12 protein-coding genes and 3 pseudogenes are annotated in these 14,250 nt (G+C 69.4%); 6 read left to right on the top strand and 9 right to left on the bottom strand.

The genetic code is table 11. From position 1 onward, the window contains the following. Window positions 1–450 precede the first annotated feature (450 nt). A complete protein-coding gene (locus tag ACFYX4_RS39820) occupies window positions 451–1,689 on the top strand; it encodes an IS256 family transposase (RefSeq protein WP_389344654.1) in 1,239 nt (412 codons plus the stop codon). A gap of 380 nt (window positions 1,690–2,069) precedes the next feature. On the opposite strand, the pseudogene ACFYX4_RS39815 reads toward ACFYX4_RS39820, so the two are convergent. The 3 genes and pseudogenes from ACFYX4_RS39815 to ACFYX4_RS39805 all read right to left on the bottom strand — a co-directional run. Further along, window positions 2,070–2,999: pseudogene (locus ACFYX4_RS39815) on the bottom strand (ISL3 family transposase); the annotation flags it as partial. 321 nt (window positions 3,000–3,320) lie between these two features. Further along, entirely contained in the window at window positions 3,321–5,813 is a 2,493-nt protein-coding gene (locus ACFYX4_RS39810) for a hypothetical protein (protein WP_389344652.1), read from the bottom strand. Further along, entirely contained in the window at window positions 5,801–7,054 is a 1,254-nt protein-coding gene (locus ACFYX4_RS39805; RefSeq protein WP_389344650.1) for a hypothetical protein, read from the bottom strand. The genes ACFYX4_RS39810 and ACFYX4_RS39805 overlap by 13 nt, the downstream gene beginning before the upstream one ends. A 194-nt stretch (window positions 7,055–7,248) precedes the next feature. On the opposite strand from ACFYX4_RS39805, the gene ACFYX4_RS39800 reads away from it, so the two are divergent. Both ACFYX4_RS39800 and ACFYX4_RS39795 read left to right on the top strand, forming a co-directional pair. Beyond that, complete coding sequence (locus tag ACFYX4_RS39800; RefSeq protein WP_389344648.1) at window positions 7,249–7,371, top strand: hypothetical protein; 123 nt, start codon at window positions 7,249–7,251, stop codon at window positions 7,369–7,371. Between the two features lie 551 nt (window positions 7,372–7,922). Beyond that, the gene (locus tag ACFYX4_RS39795) at window positions 7,923–8,069 is read left to right on the top strand and encodes a hypothetical protein (RefSeq protein ID WP_389344646.1); all 147 of its coding nucleotides are present in this window, start codon (window positions 7,923–7,925) and stop codon (window positions 8,067–8,069) included. Window positions 8,070–8,194: 125 nt separating this feature from the next. Here ACFYX4_RS39795 and ACFYX4_RS39790 read toward each other — a convergent pair whose 3' ends face one another. Beyond that, a complete protein-coding gene (locus tag ACFYX4_RS39790; protein ID WP_389344644.1) occupies window positions 8,195–8,542 on the bottom strand; it encodes a hypothetical protein in 348 nt (115 codons plus the stop codon). A gap of 370 nt (window positions 8,543–8,912) precedes the next feature. Continuing rightward, window positions 8,913–9,230, bottom strand: a complete 318-nt coding sequence (locus ACFYX4_RS39785) for a low temperature requirement protein A (RefSeq protein ID WP_389344708.1) — start codon at window positions 9,228–9,230, stop codon at window positions 8,913–8,915. Between ACFYX4_RS39785 and ACFYX4_RS39780 the strand changes: the two are divergent. The 3 genes and pseudogenes from ACFYX4_RS39780 to ACFYX4_RS39770 all read left to right on the top strand — a co-directional run. Continuing rightward, window positions 9,177–9,470: pseudogene (locus ACFYX4_RS39780) on the top strand (transposase); the annotation flags it as partial. The gene ACFYX4_RS39785 and the pseudogene ACFYX4_RS39780 sit on opposite strands and share 54 nt — an antisense overlap. Before the next feature lie 665 nt (window positions 9,471–10,135). After that, the gene (locus ACFYX4_RS39775) at window positions 10,136–10,639 is read left to right on the top strand and encodes a hypothetical protein (protein WP_389344642.1); all 504 of its coding nucleotides are present in this window, start codon (window positions 10,136–10,138) and stop codon (window positions 10,637–10,639) included. Continuing rightward, the gene (locus tag ACFYX4_RS39770) at window positions 10,636–10,860 is read left to right on the top strand and encodes a hypothetical protein (RefSeq protein ID WP_389344640.1); all 225 of its coding nucleotides are present in this window, start codon (window positions 10,636–10,638) and stop codon (window positions 10,858–10,860) included. The genes ACFYX4_RS39775 and ACFYX4_RS39770 overlap by 4 nt, the downstream gene beginning before the upstream one ends. 30 nt (window positions 10,861–10,890) lie before the next feature. Here ACFYX4_RS39770 and ACFYX4_RS39765 read toward each other — a convergent pair whose 3' ends face one another. The 4 genes and pseudogenes from ACFYX4_RS39765 to ACFYX4_RS39750 form a co-directional block, all read right to left on the bottom strand. Then, entirely contained in the window at window positions 10,891–11,973 is a 1,083-nt protein-coding gene (locus ACFYX4_RS39765) for a hypothetical protein (protein ID WP_389344638.1), read from the bottom strand. A 394-nt stretch (window positions 11,974–12,367) separates the two neighbouring features. Beyond that, a pseudogene (locus tag ACFYX4_RS39760) lies at window positions 12,368–12,685 on the bottom strand (EmrB/QacA family drug resistance transporter); the annotation flags it as partial. A gap of 15 nt (window positions 12,686–12,700) precedes the next feature. Then, the gene (locus ACFYX4_RS39755; protein WP_389344636.1) at window positions 12,701–12,931 is read right to left on the bottom strand and encodes a DUF397 domain-containing protein; all 231 of its coding nucleotides are present in this window, start codon (window positions 12,929–12,931) and stop codon (window positions 12,701–12,703) included. Next, a complete protein-coding gene (locus ACFYX4_RS39750) occupies window positions 12,928–13,797 on the bottom strand; it encodes a helix-turn-helix domain-containing protein (protein WP_389344634.1) in 870 nt (289 codons plus the stop codon). Before ACFYX4_RS39750 ends, ACFYX4_RS39755 begins: the two co-directional genes overlap by 4 nt. Between the last annotated feature and the right edge of the window lie 453 nt (window positions 13,798–14,250).

The raw sequence follows: 14,250 nt of genomic DNA, 5'->3' as shown, positions 1-14,250 counted from the left end.
GGCCAGCCGTTGACCTCGATCACGCGGGGACCGCTCGCCGTCAGCCGCAGCTCGACATGAAGCACCCCCAGCTCAGGCCCAGAGCCCGGACCTCGGCGGCCACGCCCCCTTCAACAGGCCGCTCAACCTACTCGGCATCGCCTGACCTGCACGATCACCCGCAAACAGGACTTTGAAACGACCCTGCCTCATGCCTCCCGCCTCGGACACGAGAAAACAGAGGGCGAAGCAGTACTGCGTGTACTGCACTGCCTGACCCTATTGAGCCCGGGAGGGCCGATGCTCAGCACTCCGAACGCGGACAAGGCCTGGAAAGGGGCAATGCTCAGGACTTGTGGATCAGCCCCGGGATGGGACGCGGAGGGCGTACCTTCCCGAATGATCCTGATGGTCACCGAGTAGGCCCGCGTTCGCAGCGCGGGTCGGGAAGGCACGCCCGTGCTCAGCGTAATGAATGCCGACGGATCGACCGAGTCCGGCTCCCTGATCGACGAGATCGTCCGCGAGGGTGCCCGGCGGATGCTCGCCGCCGCGCTGGAGGCCGAAGTCAACCAGTACATAGCCGAGTTGGCGGCCGAGACGGACCCGGCCGGGCGACGCCTGGTGGTCCGCAACGGCCACCATCGGCCCCGCACCGTGACCACCGCCGCAGGACCCGTCGAGGTCACGGCCCCGCGCGTGAACGACAAGCGGGTCGACGCGGCCACCGGCGAGCGGATGCGGTTCTCCTCGAAGATCATGCCGCCGTGGTGCCGCAAGTCGCCCAAGGTCAGCGAAGTGCTGCCACTGCTCTACCTGCACGGCCTGTCCTCGGGGGACTTCGTGCCCGCGCTGGAGCAGTTCCTCGGCAGCTCGGCCGGGCTGTCGCCGGCCACCGTGACCCGGCTGACGAAGCAGTGGAGCGACGACCACGCCGCCTTCCAGCAGCGCGACCTCACCGAGGCCGACTACGTGTACGTGTGGGCCGACGGGGTGCACCCCAAGGTCCGGCTCGGGCAGGCGCACTCGTGCGTCCTGGTGCTGATGGGTGTGCGCCTGGACGGCACCAAGGAGCTGATCGCGCTGGCCGAGGGGCTGCGGGAGTCCACCGAGTCGTGGGCCGACCTGCTGCGCGACTGCCGCCGCCGGGGCATGCGCGATCCCGAGCTGGTCGTCGGCGACGGCGCGATGGGCCTGTGGAAGGCACTGGCGGAGGTGTTCCCGGCCTCCCGTCATCAGCGGTGCTGGGTCCACAAGGCTCGGAATGTGACGAACGCCCTGCCGAAGTCCGCACAGCCGGGCGCGACGAAGGCGATGCAGGAGATCTACAACGCCGAGGACCGCGCGCACGCCGAGAAGGCGATCGAGGCGTTCGCGAAGACCTACGGTGCCAAGTTCCCCAAGGCCGTCGCGAAGATCACCGAGGATTGCGACGAGCTGCTGGCGTTCTACGACTTCCCGGCCGAGCACTGGATCCACCTGCGGACCACGAACCCGATCGAGTCGACGTTCTCCACCGTCAAGCTCCGCACCAAGGTCACCCGCGGTGCCGGCAGCCCGGCCGCAGCCCTCGCTATGGTGTTCAAGCTTGTCGAGTCCGCCCAGGCCCGCTGGCGCGCGGTCACCGGAGCCCACCTCGTCGCCCTGGTCCGCGCGGGCGCCACGTTCGAGAACGGCATCCTGGTCGAACGACAGGAGCAGGCCGCGTGAACACGACGAAGGACTACGGAGACTGCCAGATCTTTGTGCGAGGCGGCCATCGCGAGTCCGTGACCGCGCTCGTCGGGACAACCCTCGGAGCCCCTGCCGACGATCACTACACGGTCCGATCAGGCCGTATGGTCTTCGAGATCCGAGACAATCCGGACGACGGGCTGGCCGAAGACTTCATCGGGTGGCCGTTCACGATCGAAGCGGAAGCCGACGACCCCGCCCCGGCCCTCGTCGAAGCAGTGTCACGTGTCCTCAAAGCACTCTGGAACCGCGGCCTCGACGCCGTTGCCGCCTGCGACTTCGAGGACGAGCTCCCAGACCTCGGCGGACTGCCGCGCTACCGCTGAACCATACCGAATCCACAGGTCTTGACTATTGGGGGCGATGCGCAGGGCCTGGGGCTTGGGCATGCGGGCGTAGCGTTTGACGGTATTCAGGGCCACTCCGAGGCGGCGGGAGCAGTCGAGCAGGCCGACGCCCTGGCCGAGGAGGTCGTGGATCTTGTTCCAGCGTTCGCGGGTGGTCTGCTCGCGTACTCCACCAGGGCGGGTCGGATTGATGGTGGCCCAGCATCCGGTGTGCGCGCGGACCTCGAGCCGGACTTTGTCGCAGAGGTTGCGCCAGAGGTGCCATCGGTCGCTGACCTGCACCGCGTCGGGCAGGGCGCGGCGGATGGCCTCGGCGTAGGTGGCCGAGCCGTCGCGGCACACGATCTCGGCACCAGGATGTTCGCGCAGCCAGGACTCCAGAGTGGCTCTTTCGCGGTCGGGCAGGACCGCGACGCGTCGGGCGGTTTCGGCATCTGTGATGATCGTGGCGTAACGGTGGCGGCGGCGCAGGGCGAAATCATCCACGCCGATCACCCGTGGGACCGCCTGCTGTGGCAGCGGCAGGCGTCGCAGATGGCGCAGTGCGGTGCTGCGGGAGACGGGCACGGCCAGTAGGCCGGCGAGGCGTGCGGCCGCCCGACCGCATAACTCCCGCGCCACCTGGGATATCTGCCAGGCAAGGCGCACCGTGCGGCGCTGATGGCGTTCCAGCAGTCCGGGAATCTGCTCGCGGAAGGTCTGCCTCCGGCAGCCCACGACCGGACAGACCAGTCGCCGTGCCCGCAGGCGGACGACGACCGGGCGGCCGTCGACCGGCACGTCCGTCACCGTCCGGCGGTGATACCCGTGCACCTTCGCCGTCGGCGTCCGGCACACCGGACACGGCACCGCCACATCCCGCGTGCGGGCCGTGACCACCACTGCGTCACCACAGCCCTCCACGTCCTCGACGACGAGCACCGACAGCCCGGAAAACACCGTGCTGATAAGGGAGTTGACATCCATCACAAGATCATGACCGTGAATGGCTACCCGGCGTCACCACCGACTACGGGTCAGAGCCGTTGATTAGACACTCCCTCCCGAGCTGTATCAGGAGTTCCGGAGAGCACGGCAGCAGGACTTGATCCGCTGTGGTGCCGCGTGCGGGTGCCAGCGACACGAGGTCGAGACGCTCGCCTTCCCATCGAACCCACATGCCGAGCGTGGGCCAGGCGATAGCAGGGTCGAGCGCGGGGTGCGGTGCCCTCGCGTCCATGCTGCCTCTGGGGTGGCATAGCGGTGTACCTCGGGCGTGGTTCAGCCGGTCTGCAGTGGAAGATGGCGGTGAGTGAAGACGATGTCCCGCACACGTTCCACAGCTGCCGGCTCGATGCGAGCCAGGACGTCCAAGGTGCAGTGCCAGCCGTCGCCCGCGAGGGCACTGGCCGTGAACTGTCGGGCCTCGCGCGCCGTTTCTGTCGCGTCGGGCGGAATGTGCGTCAGAGCAAACGTCCGAAACGTCTCGGTGAAGGCGGTGCTGGTGGAGGCCGAGACGGTGCGAAGGCCCGCTGGCGTCCTGGCGAGGTAGGCGGCCACGGCCACGAATGCCTCGGCACGGTCGTACGGGACGTTGTGGCTGCGTGCGCGCAGGCGTGCAGCGTCAAGGTTGCCGAGTGCCGCGTGGGCGATGGCGATGGCCCCGGTCGGCAGCCCCCACAGGGCGCTGCCGGACGACTTCTGCTCCCACGACGTCAGCGTGCTGCGGGCGTCGTCGCGTTCTTCTCGGGCGTGCAGGAGGAGCACCGTGAGGAGGTCCTCCGGATCCAGCCAGGTATCCGACTCCTTGAGCTGTTGCGCCACATGTTCGACGGCCTGGTGAAGGCGGTCAGCGCATTCCGCGTCGGCGTCGGCGATGGCGGCGAGGAGCTCACTGAGGTCGGCGATACGTCCGCTCCAACCGCGGTGAGGGTCCGCGGTGAGGAGACGTTCTCGTTGGCGGTCGATGAGGTCCACGGCGGTGGCCGGGTCATAGGACCGCAGGCCGGCCGCGATGGCCACGAGCGCGCGATGTCGTCTGTCGTGATCCGCCGGGCCCGTCTCCTCGGCCAGCGCCAGGGCACGCTCACGGTCGCCGACGTGGGCGAGGGCCTGAGCGGCGGCGCCCTTCGCGTCGGCCACCTCGCGGCCCGGAGCGCCGTCGAAGAAGGAGAAGTTGCCGGCGCCTTCCAGCGTCCGGGTTCGGTCGGCGGCCTCGGACGCCAGGCGCCGGGCGTCCTCGAGATGCCCGGCCCGCGACGCCGAGACGGCCGCCGCAGCGAGCGCCTGCGCCTGCTCGACCGGGTCCGGCAGACTTCGGGCCAACTGCGCGACGTCCCCGGGCTGGCCGATGGCCGACAGTGCCGAGCACAACGAGATGAGCCAGGTCTCCCTCGGCAAGAGGCGCCGAGGGCCTTGTCCTTGGGGAGAGCCGAGTTCCTCCAGAGCCTGGGACAGCCGTTGGCTCGCTGCGTCCCGCTCGTCGCGGTCCGCGAGGCGGTAGGCCTGCCGCGCCAGCGTCTGTGCCGACGGCTCCTGGTCCGGTTCGTCGACGTCATCGGCGAGTACGGCCCGGGCCCGGGCGAGCGTGTCGATACCCATCAGACCGGTGTGCCTTTCTTCCGGTACGCACGCGACGAGGCCGCGGGCGCGGTCCACCGAGCCGGTGTCCACCAGGGCGCGTACGACGGTGGACAGCATGGGGCTGAGGAGCATGGTCAGGTCGCCGCCGTCGTCGTCCGGCAGACCTTCGGGATCGCCCAGCGCGGCCTCCAGGCGTTCCGCCGCCTGGTCCGCCAGCGTGTTCGCCTGTTCCGGACGGACGGTCGCCAGGGCCGAGGCCGCGGAGGCGTGGACGAAGCAGGCGGTGAGCCGGGACGGGAACGCTCGGGCGTACTGACTGATCCGCTCGTACATCCGGTCGACCCGCGGGCCCTCGGTGGCCGCGGCGACGGCAGCCCAGGCTGCGACCGGCGCGCTCGGATCGGCCGGAGAGGCGGCGGCCAGTTCCTCGGCATACTGTTCGGCCTGGTCGAGCAACTCCTCGGCCAGCGCCGGCTCGTGGGAACGGGCGGCGAAGGCGGCCCGGGCCACCACGGTGGCCCCCGCCTCGTCGCCGGCATCCGCCGACGCCCCAAGCCAGCCGAGGAGTTCGCGGCCCCGGCGCAGGTCGCCGACGGCCATCAGCGCGACGGCCGCCTCCCCGGTGGCCTCCTCCGCCTCCTGCTCGTCCCCGCTCGGCGGAGCGCTTTCCCGACGAGCCTGATCAGCCCATCGGGCGGCCTCGGTCGCCGCCCCGGCGGCGAGCCGGTCGCCGACGCCGACCAGCACACGGGCCACCCTCGCCAGACGGACAGCTTTCTCCGCCGGAAACGGGGCGACGAGGGCAAGATCCACGGCACGCGGAGCATGTCCCAGCCGGGCGAACGTCAACGGGACTTCGGCCGGCAGAGCTCTGGCCCGCTCGGCGAGGACGGACGAGGATGCCGCGAGCGCCGTCAACTCCACCAAGTCATCGGGGCATTGGCGGCGCACCAGCTGGGCGGTCAGCTCGATATGGGTGAACGCGGTGTCCAGCGAGGCGCGCTCCATCAGGGCCCGTTGACGATGCGGGTCGAGGGCAATGTCGGTCAGTCGCTTCAGATCGCCGGCGCTGTGCAGCATGCGCGGGTAGTCGTAGAGCAGGTAGGACGGGGTGCCCGAGGGCCACTCCTGATCGCGATAGCTATCCGCCCACTCGTGCAACTGCCTCTCGAACCCTGTCACATCGCCCAAGGCGCGCAGGGCTTCCTGACGAAGCTCCTCATGGCCCAGTGCGTGGACGTGGTGTGAGAATCGGGCAGCAGGACCTGGCCGTGGCTTCCCGGTACGAAACTGCGGCCGGTAATCCCCCGCAGGAGCCGGTCCACCCGGTACGGCCGTACCCCGACGAGACGGGCCAGGTCGGCGGACGTCAGACCGCCGCGGGCCGTAACCAGCAATCCGAGCAGCGGGACCCCGACCGCTTCGTCGTCGAGCAGCCGCCGCAGCTCTATCCGTGCCAGGACGCTGAGGCCCGTGGCGTCAGACCACGGGGCGAGCGTGCGGATGGCGTCCAGGGCCCGGAGAGGGTGGTCGTCTGGAACGTCGTCCGGAACGGACGGAGCGGGTCGGCTCGTGACCACCACCCGCATCCCGGCCGGCGGGACCCTCGGCAGCAGGGCGGCAATGCTCGGCCCGCCGAAAGCGGCGCCCTGGTCCTCGTCCAGGCCGTCCACGATCAGCACCAGGCGCCGTCCCCGGTCCTGGCACGCCTCTGCCGCGGCCCGGCACAGTCCGGGCAAATCCTCGGGACGGCTTCCCGCTTCTCCGACCTCCCGCTGGGCGATCAGAGCCAGTTGCCGCATCACCGTCTCGAGGAATACCGACTGATCGTTGCGGCCCAGGCGATCGGTGATGAAACAGGACACGACCTCCACGGTGTCCGGCCGGTGCCGGAGCGCGAAGTCAGCGACCAAGGCGGACTTGCCCGCCCAGGGAGGCGCCTGCCACCACCGGTACGCGGACACGCCGGGGCGATCCGGCCCGGAACAGAACTCGGCCATTTCCTGGAGCTCGTCCTCCCTGTCCACCAACTGCGCTGACAGGATGTGGTCCTCAATCCACGCGGAGTAGCTCTCGTCCCCCCGCTCTCGCGCCCTCGCGGACGGGAGGGGCGAGCGGGGAGGCTGGGCTTGATCCAGGAGCGTGCGCCACCAGCCCTCGTCAAACTGCTCATCCGCCCACTCACTCAACTGCCGGACGACGGCGATCAACTTCTCGCTGCTGCTCGGCTTCGGGGGCTTCGCCTTCGCCGGGTCGGCGTGCATCCACACGGCCAGGCGCCGGTCGAGCGACGAGTCCCGGCCGTCGACCGTCTTGGCGAGAGCGCGACGCGAATACGCGTGCCCGGTCTTCCTGCCGTACCCGGCTCGGGCCTTGTCCTCCAGGGCCCGCAGCGCGTCGTACAGCTCACGGCCCTTGGACGACTCCCCCACCCGCGCCACCTTTCCCCTGTGCCCGCCGCCCTCCGCTGCCCGCGTCGGGGCCGGCGGGCACGCCGATGACCAGGAGCGTAGAGGCAGTTCTCCCGCCGTGCCCGCCCTTTCGGACAGCCACCACCCCCACGCGGCACGGTCATCCATATCCGGCCCCACCGGCCGGCGACCACGGAGGAGAGGAACACGTGAAAATGACCATGCCCATCGCCCGCAAACTGGGCCGTGCCGCGCTCTTCAGCCTGGTCCGCGGCGCGTGCTGGGCACTGGGCTCAGCACTCGTGGCGGGCATCGTGTGGTGGGTTCAGCACCAGTAGCCGTACGAGAGGTGCGCCTGGGCCCCGACCGAGCCCCTCCCAGGCGCGGCCAAGACCGGGGCCAGTCGTTTCGGCGAACAGTGGCACCTGCCGACCCGCTGCAGTCCATCTGCCGCGGGAACACCGAGGGCGAGAGGTGAGCTGGGGTGAGTGGGAGGACCTGCCGTGGATGAGCCATGTCCCTCGGCACTGCGAGGTGCGTGGTGGCGTGGGCCCGGTGCAGTGGTACGCCCTCGGGCGGAATGACGCTGAGCCGGGCTCCCGGTTCTCCGGGAGCCCGGCTCAGCTTTCCTCTAAACCTGAAGGAAAAGCAGGACCTTCACCCTCCCAAGCGACCCGGCGGGTTGACCACTCCAGAGCCCGCCGACCACGAAGCCCTCAACCTGAACACCAAGACTTGACAGGATCTGGAGGCCCTCACCGGGATCTACCTGGTCACCGACATCGCCGGACGGCTGCGCTGGCTCGGTCAGGCAAGCCGCCTCGACGGTCTGACCGGGCGCCTCAACCGGCACGACCGCTATCCGGCCAAGAGGGCCGTCTTCGCCTGCGTGCGGGTCCTGCACCTGGACGATCTGACGCCCACCGAGGCCCTGGACACCGTCGAGGGGCGCTGCGCGGACCTGCTCGGCGTCCGGCAGAGCATGAAGCCGCACCGCTGGCCCCCGGCGACGAACTGGCTGTCCTTGGTCGCCTAACGCGATGGTGGCCGACATCCACGTAGGTGCCGGCCACCACCCAGTGGTGACCCCGATCCGCCGTCAGCCTTCGGGCAGTGAGTAGACGGATGCCGACTCGAGGATGACTGACCGGGGACCTCGGTTCACGTACTGCGGAGCCGGGTCACCGTCACCACGGCGTGCCGGGTCGTCCCGGCCAAAACCTCAACCACCAGACCGGGAGCGGCAGTGGTGTAGGGCTCCCCCGCCCGGGTGCGCGTGCCGCGCGGCGGGCCGCTCGCCGTGAGATGTACCGCGACCTGAGCCGCGAGCGGCACCTTCACGGACTGGGTGAGCGCCACACGCCCGTCGGGGAGCCGGACCGCGAGTGCCCGCGGCCGCGCGGCCGACCCGGTGTAGCCGACGATGTCGGCCTCCACGGTCTCGGCATGCCTGATCTTCTTCCAGACCCGGCCTGTTGTCCTGTAAACGGAGGTGGCTTGCTTCGCCACGATGCCCGATGCCTTGCTCCGGGAGCTGTTGGTACCAGGTCATGGCCACTGCCGGGTCGTCGGTCATCGGGACCAGTTGGATCGGCGGCTTGACGTTGTACGCCTCAAGCAGATCGACGAGTAGGGCACGGCGGTCGTCGTACCGCCGTCCCCGGACGTCGCCCTGCGACGGGTGGAGAAGGACGTCCCACGCCGAAGCGCGCAGGTTCGCAGATTCCCGGACCACCCTGCGCACGAACCCGTCGTTGTTCGGTTCATTCTGCCCGGCCGGGCAGACGAGTTCGCGCGGGCGTGGGCCGTCAGGGGCGTGAGGAACGGCGGATGGTCGTCACGCCCCGGAGCCAACCCCGTTGCGTCCGTTCGGCACCGCTCACCGCGCGGAATGCGAAGAGGCCGCGTACATGTGGCGGTGTGGCACCGACCCCTCCGATCGAGCGGTCATGATCGTCTCACCGAACGCGATGATCATGAAGAGTCTGCCGCGTTCCAGCAGGTGGCCGCCGGCGAAGGCGACCTCGCGGGAGTCCAGTCTGCGGCCGGGCAGTGGATGGGCCGCCCAGGTGCCGGCCAGCTCGATCAGGGTCGCCGCGGCCCACCAGGTCAGCCGCGCGCCTCCGTCGACCGCCGCGTCCGGCGCGGGCGTCCCCGCCGACGCCCCGACCGCCTCTACGCCGACCGCGGCTACCACCACGACAAGTACCGCAAGCAGGTCCGCGCCGTCGGCATCACCCCGGTCATCGCCCGCCGAGGCACCGACCACGGATCGGGGCTGGGCGTCCACCGGTGGGTCGTCGAGCAGAGCTTCGCACTGCTGCACTGGTTCCGCCGACTACGAATCCGCTGGGAGATACGCGACGACATCGACGAAGCCTTCCTCAGCCTGGCCTGCAGCATCATCTGCTGGCGACGGCTGAAGGCACTCTGTTAGGAGTTCTAAGGCGGTTGACCTTGCCCAGCCCGAGGGAGTCGTCTTGCCGCGTCGTGTTGGCCCCGAAGTCGCATCCGAGTTGATGCGGGCGGCCGGCCTTGAGCCGCTGGAGCCGTACCCGGGACGTGGCACACCGTGGCGGTGCCGGTGCAAGCGGTGTGAGCGTGAGGTCCGGCCGACACACGGCACGGTCAAGGGCGGTGGGGGGTGCCTGTACTGCGGGCGTGAGGCTGCGGCGGCCGAGCGCCGCATCGATGCGGACTACGCGGCCGGGGTGATGCGGACGGCCGGGCTGGAGCCGCTGGAGGCCTTCCCGAGCGATCGGAGCCCATGGCGCTGCCGGTGTCTCGCGCGCGGGCACGAGGTGTCACCGCACTTCGGCACGGTGCAGGCGGCGGTGAAGAAGAAGGGCGCGGAGCCCGGCTATCCGCGGCTCGCTGAGGTGCGGGCGGGGGCAGTGTGCTGCTCGGCGTGCAATGGCTCCGTCCGCGTCAGCGACGAGGAGGCCGAGGAGTTCATGCGGTCTGCTCACTTAGCGGCCGCTGGAGCCGTACCCGGGCAGTCAGGTTCCCTGGCTGTGTCAGTGCCTGCGCTGCGACAGCACGGTCAAGCCCCGTTTCACCACCGTGCGCAAGGGCGGCGGGTGTCTGGCGTGTTCGAAGGTCGTGGCGGCGGCGACCCGCCGGGCCAACTTCTCGCTCCAGGCCGAGGCGGAGATGCGGGCGGTCGGGCTGGAGCCGTTGGAGCCGTGCCCGGGGACGCTCGCACCGTGGGAGAGCCGGCATCTCGCATGCGGACGGGTCGTCTTCCCGGTGCACCACCTGGCGAAGCACGGGCGCGGGGTGTGCCGTCAGTGTTCGGGGAGTCCGCTCGTCGAGCCTCACGAGGCCGTGGCGCGGCTGACCGTTCTGGGCTTCAAGCCTTTGGAGCCGTACCCGGGGCGGATGCAGGCCGTGTGGCGCATGCAGTGCATCACCTGCGACACCGTGGTCACGAAGGCACTTCAAGGCGCGGGAGGGTGCCGCCGGTGCCGTCCCTTCGGCACCAACCACGCCCTGCCCGCGCTCGTGTACCTCCTGCATCACCCGCGCTGGGGTGCGGTGAAGGTGGGGACACCAACATGGGGACCACACGGCTTGCCGATCACCGGCGTGACGGCTGGTTGGTGATCCGGACGCAGTACTTCGAGTTGGGCTCGGACGCCTACGACGTTGAGCAGGCGGTGCTGTACCGGCTGCTCAACGAGATGGGCATTCCTCCTTTTCTCGACGCCGGCCACATGCGCTACGGCGGGGCGACGGAGACCGCAGACGCTGATCTCATCTCTCCGTTGAAGCTGTGGGGTCTGGTGGCTCAGGCACGGGACGAGATCGACTCCGAGGCGGCCTGAGCGGCTTCGGGTGGGCCGGTAGAGCGGCGGCTACACGTCGTCCTCGTCGTCGGGGCGCTCGAGGTCCTGGCTCAGGGCACGCAGCAGGGCGTGAGCGAGGAGGATCGCCGGCAGCACGAACTCCGGACGGTAGGTGTCGGGCGAGGCCTCGTGCGCTCCGAGATGGCGGTTGAAGGTGTCCTGGGTGGCGCCGGGCCCGAAGGCGCTCCTCATGCCCGCCAGCACCAGGTAGTGCTTGAACTGCAGGAGCGTGAGGTCGCCCCAGTCGTCCGCATCGTCCAGGGCGCTGCCGATGATGCCGTGATTACCGCCCTTTGTGTAGGTGGCCTGGGGGAAGGACCGTCGGATCCAGGCTTTGCCATGCCTCTTCATCGCGGTCTCGAGCACGTTGCCCGCCAGGGCCTGGGCGCCCTCGCTGAAGCCGGCCCGCGCGGTGCGGGTGGCAACGCTCAGGATGGTGACCATGTCGGTGAGCTCGGGGTGGGTGACGATCTGGAGGCTGGCGTCGATGTCGTCGAGCACGTCGTCGCGGCGTTCGGCCAGGAGTGCGTAGCGCTCCTCGCGGGTGCCGAGCGGGAGCAGGGCTTTGACGATCTCGGTCCCGGGCGCCCACGCGAGAGACAGGCCGTCCTCCTCGCCCAGGTCCAGGATCGTGTAAAGGTCCTCGGTGGCGAGGCCGCTGAGGTTCGCGGGCAGGAACAGGGCAGCTGCCGCGGCAAGTTGGTCCAGCAGTGTGCGCGGGAGCGACACGCTGCGCACGACATCGTTGATCCGGCTGTGCCAGTCGTAGATGTCGCCGAGATCGCTTTGGAGGGCTAGGACGGGCGCCGCGATCGCCTGGTACTGGCGCTGGGCATCCAGGGCAGCCTGAGAGGCCACGTTGACCGGTCCCATGGTGCCCACGATCGAGCGACGGGTGGACTCGAACATGCGGAGCTGGCGGCGGAACGGCTCGACCTGCTTGTCGATGGAGTTGAGCCAGGCCGCGGTCTGCCGGGCGGACTTCATGAGACCGGACAGGTCGATGCTGGCACCGGCGCCCTGCCATGGCTCCGCTTCTCGATCGAGGTTCTCTTCGCCGTCTTCTGCACCCGGGGTGTCCTGGTCGTTCATGCACCCATGATCCCGTGTCCGTCGCGGACGGGCACTCGCATTGCAGGCTGCAGAGGTAGCTTCGCGAAGATGTACAGAGTCCCCGTCGGAGCAACGGACGGCTGAAGGCGACCACGGTCTCCGGCTCGATCGCCCTGCTGCGCCGCCCGGCCGCCGAGGAGGACGGCCCCTGGGCCGCGGAAGACACCCCTCCGGCCGACGGGCCGCCCGCCGGCCCGGGGCACAATTCCAGTCCGGCCCGGACGACGCGTCCCCGCCCCCCACCCCGTCCCCCTCCGCCGGCCCGGCCGACAGCACGACCAACAAGAAGGTGCTCTGACATGCCTCCCGTCTTCGCCCACGGCCGCCTCCGCCTCTACCTGCTGCAGCTCCTGGACGAGGCCCCGCGCCACGGCTACGAGGTGATCCGCCTCCTGGAGGAACGCTTCCAGGCCGAGGGCCTGGTCACCCACACCACCGAGGGCGGCCGCAAGGTGTACGCCATCACCGACGCCGGCCTGGCGCGGTTCGAGCCGCAGAGTTCGCCGTTGAGCTCGCGCACCAGGTGGGTCAGGTCGGTGGGGCGGTCCGGGCCCCACCAGTCGCCGAGCAGTTCCGCGAGGGACTCCTCGCGGGCCTGGGCCAGCCGGGCGGCGACCTCGCGGCCCTCGGGGGTGAGCACCAGGTCGAGGCCCTCGCGCAGCACCAGCCGGCGTTCCTCGATCTGGCGGGCGGGCGTCGCCCGGCCTCAGGTGAGGAGGAAGTCGGCTTCCCCGGCCTTGGCGCCGAGGATGAAGGCCGCGATCTCGCCCTGCTTGTAGATCAGCGCGGGTCCATCAGGGTCGGTCGACTGGCGCAGCGCCACGCGGCCATCGTCGAGGGGCTTCGCCTCCACGCAGTTTCCGGCGTTGCTACCGCTCCAGGGCTTCACCCACTCTGCCGCTCCAAGCTCTGTGGCGGCGCGGAGGACGTGACTCATAGGTACAGCTCCTTGCGAATATCACCAAGGAATTTCTTGGTTTCTTGCTTTGAGAATGCGTACACACTCATCTCGCCCAGCGCTTCACGGAACAGGGCGACTTCTTCCTTTTCCTCGCTGTATCCGGCGCGGCTCAGGCTGTCGGTGCAGACGATGTCGGGAAGTTCGGGGATCTCGAATCGGAAAATGGTGAAAGGCCCGAAGGCGCCTGGATGGAGCCCTGCTGCGAAGGGGCACACCTGCAGTGTGACGTTCGGGAGGTCGGTCACATCCAAGAGGTGCTCGATCTGCTCGCGCATGACGGCCGCATCTCCGACGGGGCGCCGTAGGCTCGTCTCGTCCGTTACAACCCACAGCTGGGGTGGCTCCGGTTTCTCGCGCGTGAGGATGTCCTGGCGCTTGATGCGCAGGTCGACACTGCGTTCAAGAACATCAGGCGCCATGCGAGGGAGTCCTCGCTCCATGACGGCGCGGGCGTATCCGGGTGTTTGCAGCAGGCCATGGATGACTCCAGGCTCGTAACCGCGGAGGCTGGTCGCGGCCCCCTCCAGCGATACGTGCACTCCGAACCAGCCCGGGAGTACATCGCGGAAACTCTGCCACCAGCCGGGCGTACTTGCTTGGTCAAGGAGGGCGAGGAATTCCTGGATCTCGGCCTGGGAGACGTCGTAGATCTCGAGAAGCGTCTTGACGGTGGCGTACTTCAGGGAAGTCTCGGCCTTCTCCATCCTGGTGACCGTCGTGGGCGCGATCCGCAGGGGCTTGGCGGCCTGCGCAGCAGTGAAGCCGGCCGCCTCACGCAGGGCGGCCAGGCGCCGGCCCAAGACAATGGCCAGCACGGTCGGGGCGGACTTCGGTTCACTCACGCCGGTTCCCTCTCCCCTTCGGCCGGCAGCGGTCGTTCGCTGAAGTGTGCCACGGCACGCGAGAGGCGAACAGACTGCAGCCCGAACTATGCAGGTTGCAGAGTGAGGCTTGCCAACGCCACAGAGTAGCGAGCATAGTTGCGTGGTGACCCAGCTCACGTAGTCCGGATGCACGCTCCCCTGCCTTCACCCAGGAAGGTCTGAGATGCCCGCCCGCCCCACGCTGTTCCGAGTGCTAGTAGGGCTTGGTCAGGTTCGTAGTGGTGTGGGTATGTTGCGGTGGCAGGTGGGGCAGGCGCCGGTCCAGACGGCGAGGAGTGTCTGTAGTTCGCGGATTACTTGGTAGAGGCTCGGTCCCGCGCCGTGTCTTTTGGGTCTCGTGCCAGTCGTTGCAGGGTGCAGAAGGCGTGGGCGGCGGAGACGAGGGTGACGTGGTGGTGCCAGCCGTTCCAG

Origin of the sequence: Streptomyces sp. NPDC002328 (assembly GCF_042890065.1) — a bacterium.
In the GTDB taxonomy this organism is placed as follows: domain Bacteria; phylum Actinomycetota; class Actinomycetes; order Streptomycetales; family Streptomycetaceae; genus Streptomyces.
This window is presented reverse-complemented; position numbering and strand designations above follow the sequence as displayed.

What these genes read in the sequence shown, in the direction of transcription:
- ACFYX4_RS39820 (WP_389344654.1), top strand. Translation starts at nt 451, where the DNA reads ATGAATGCCGACGGATCGACCGAGTCCGGCTCCCTGATCGACGAGATC.
- ACFYX4_RS39800 (WP_389344648.1), top strand. Translation starts at nt 7,249, where the DNA reads ATGACCATGCCCATCGCCCGCAAACTGGGCCGTGCCGCGCTCTTCAGC.
- ACFYX4_RS39765 (WP_389344638.1), bottom strand. Translation starts at nt 11,973, where the DNA reads ATGAACGACCAGGACACCCCGGGTGCAGAAGACGGCGAAGAGAACCTC.
- ACFYX4_RS39755 (WP_389344636.1), bottom strand. Translation starts at nt 12,931, where the DNA reads ATGAGTCACGTCCTCCGCGCCGCCACAGAGCTTGGAGCGGCAGAGTGG.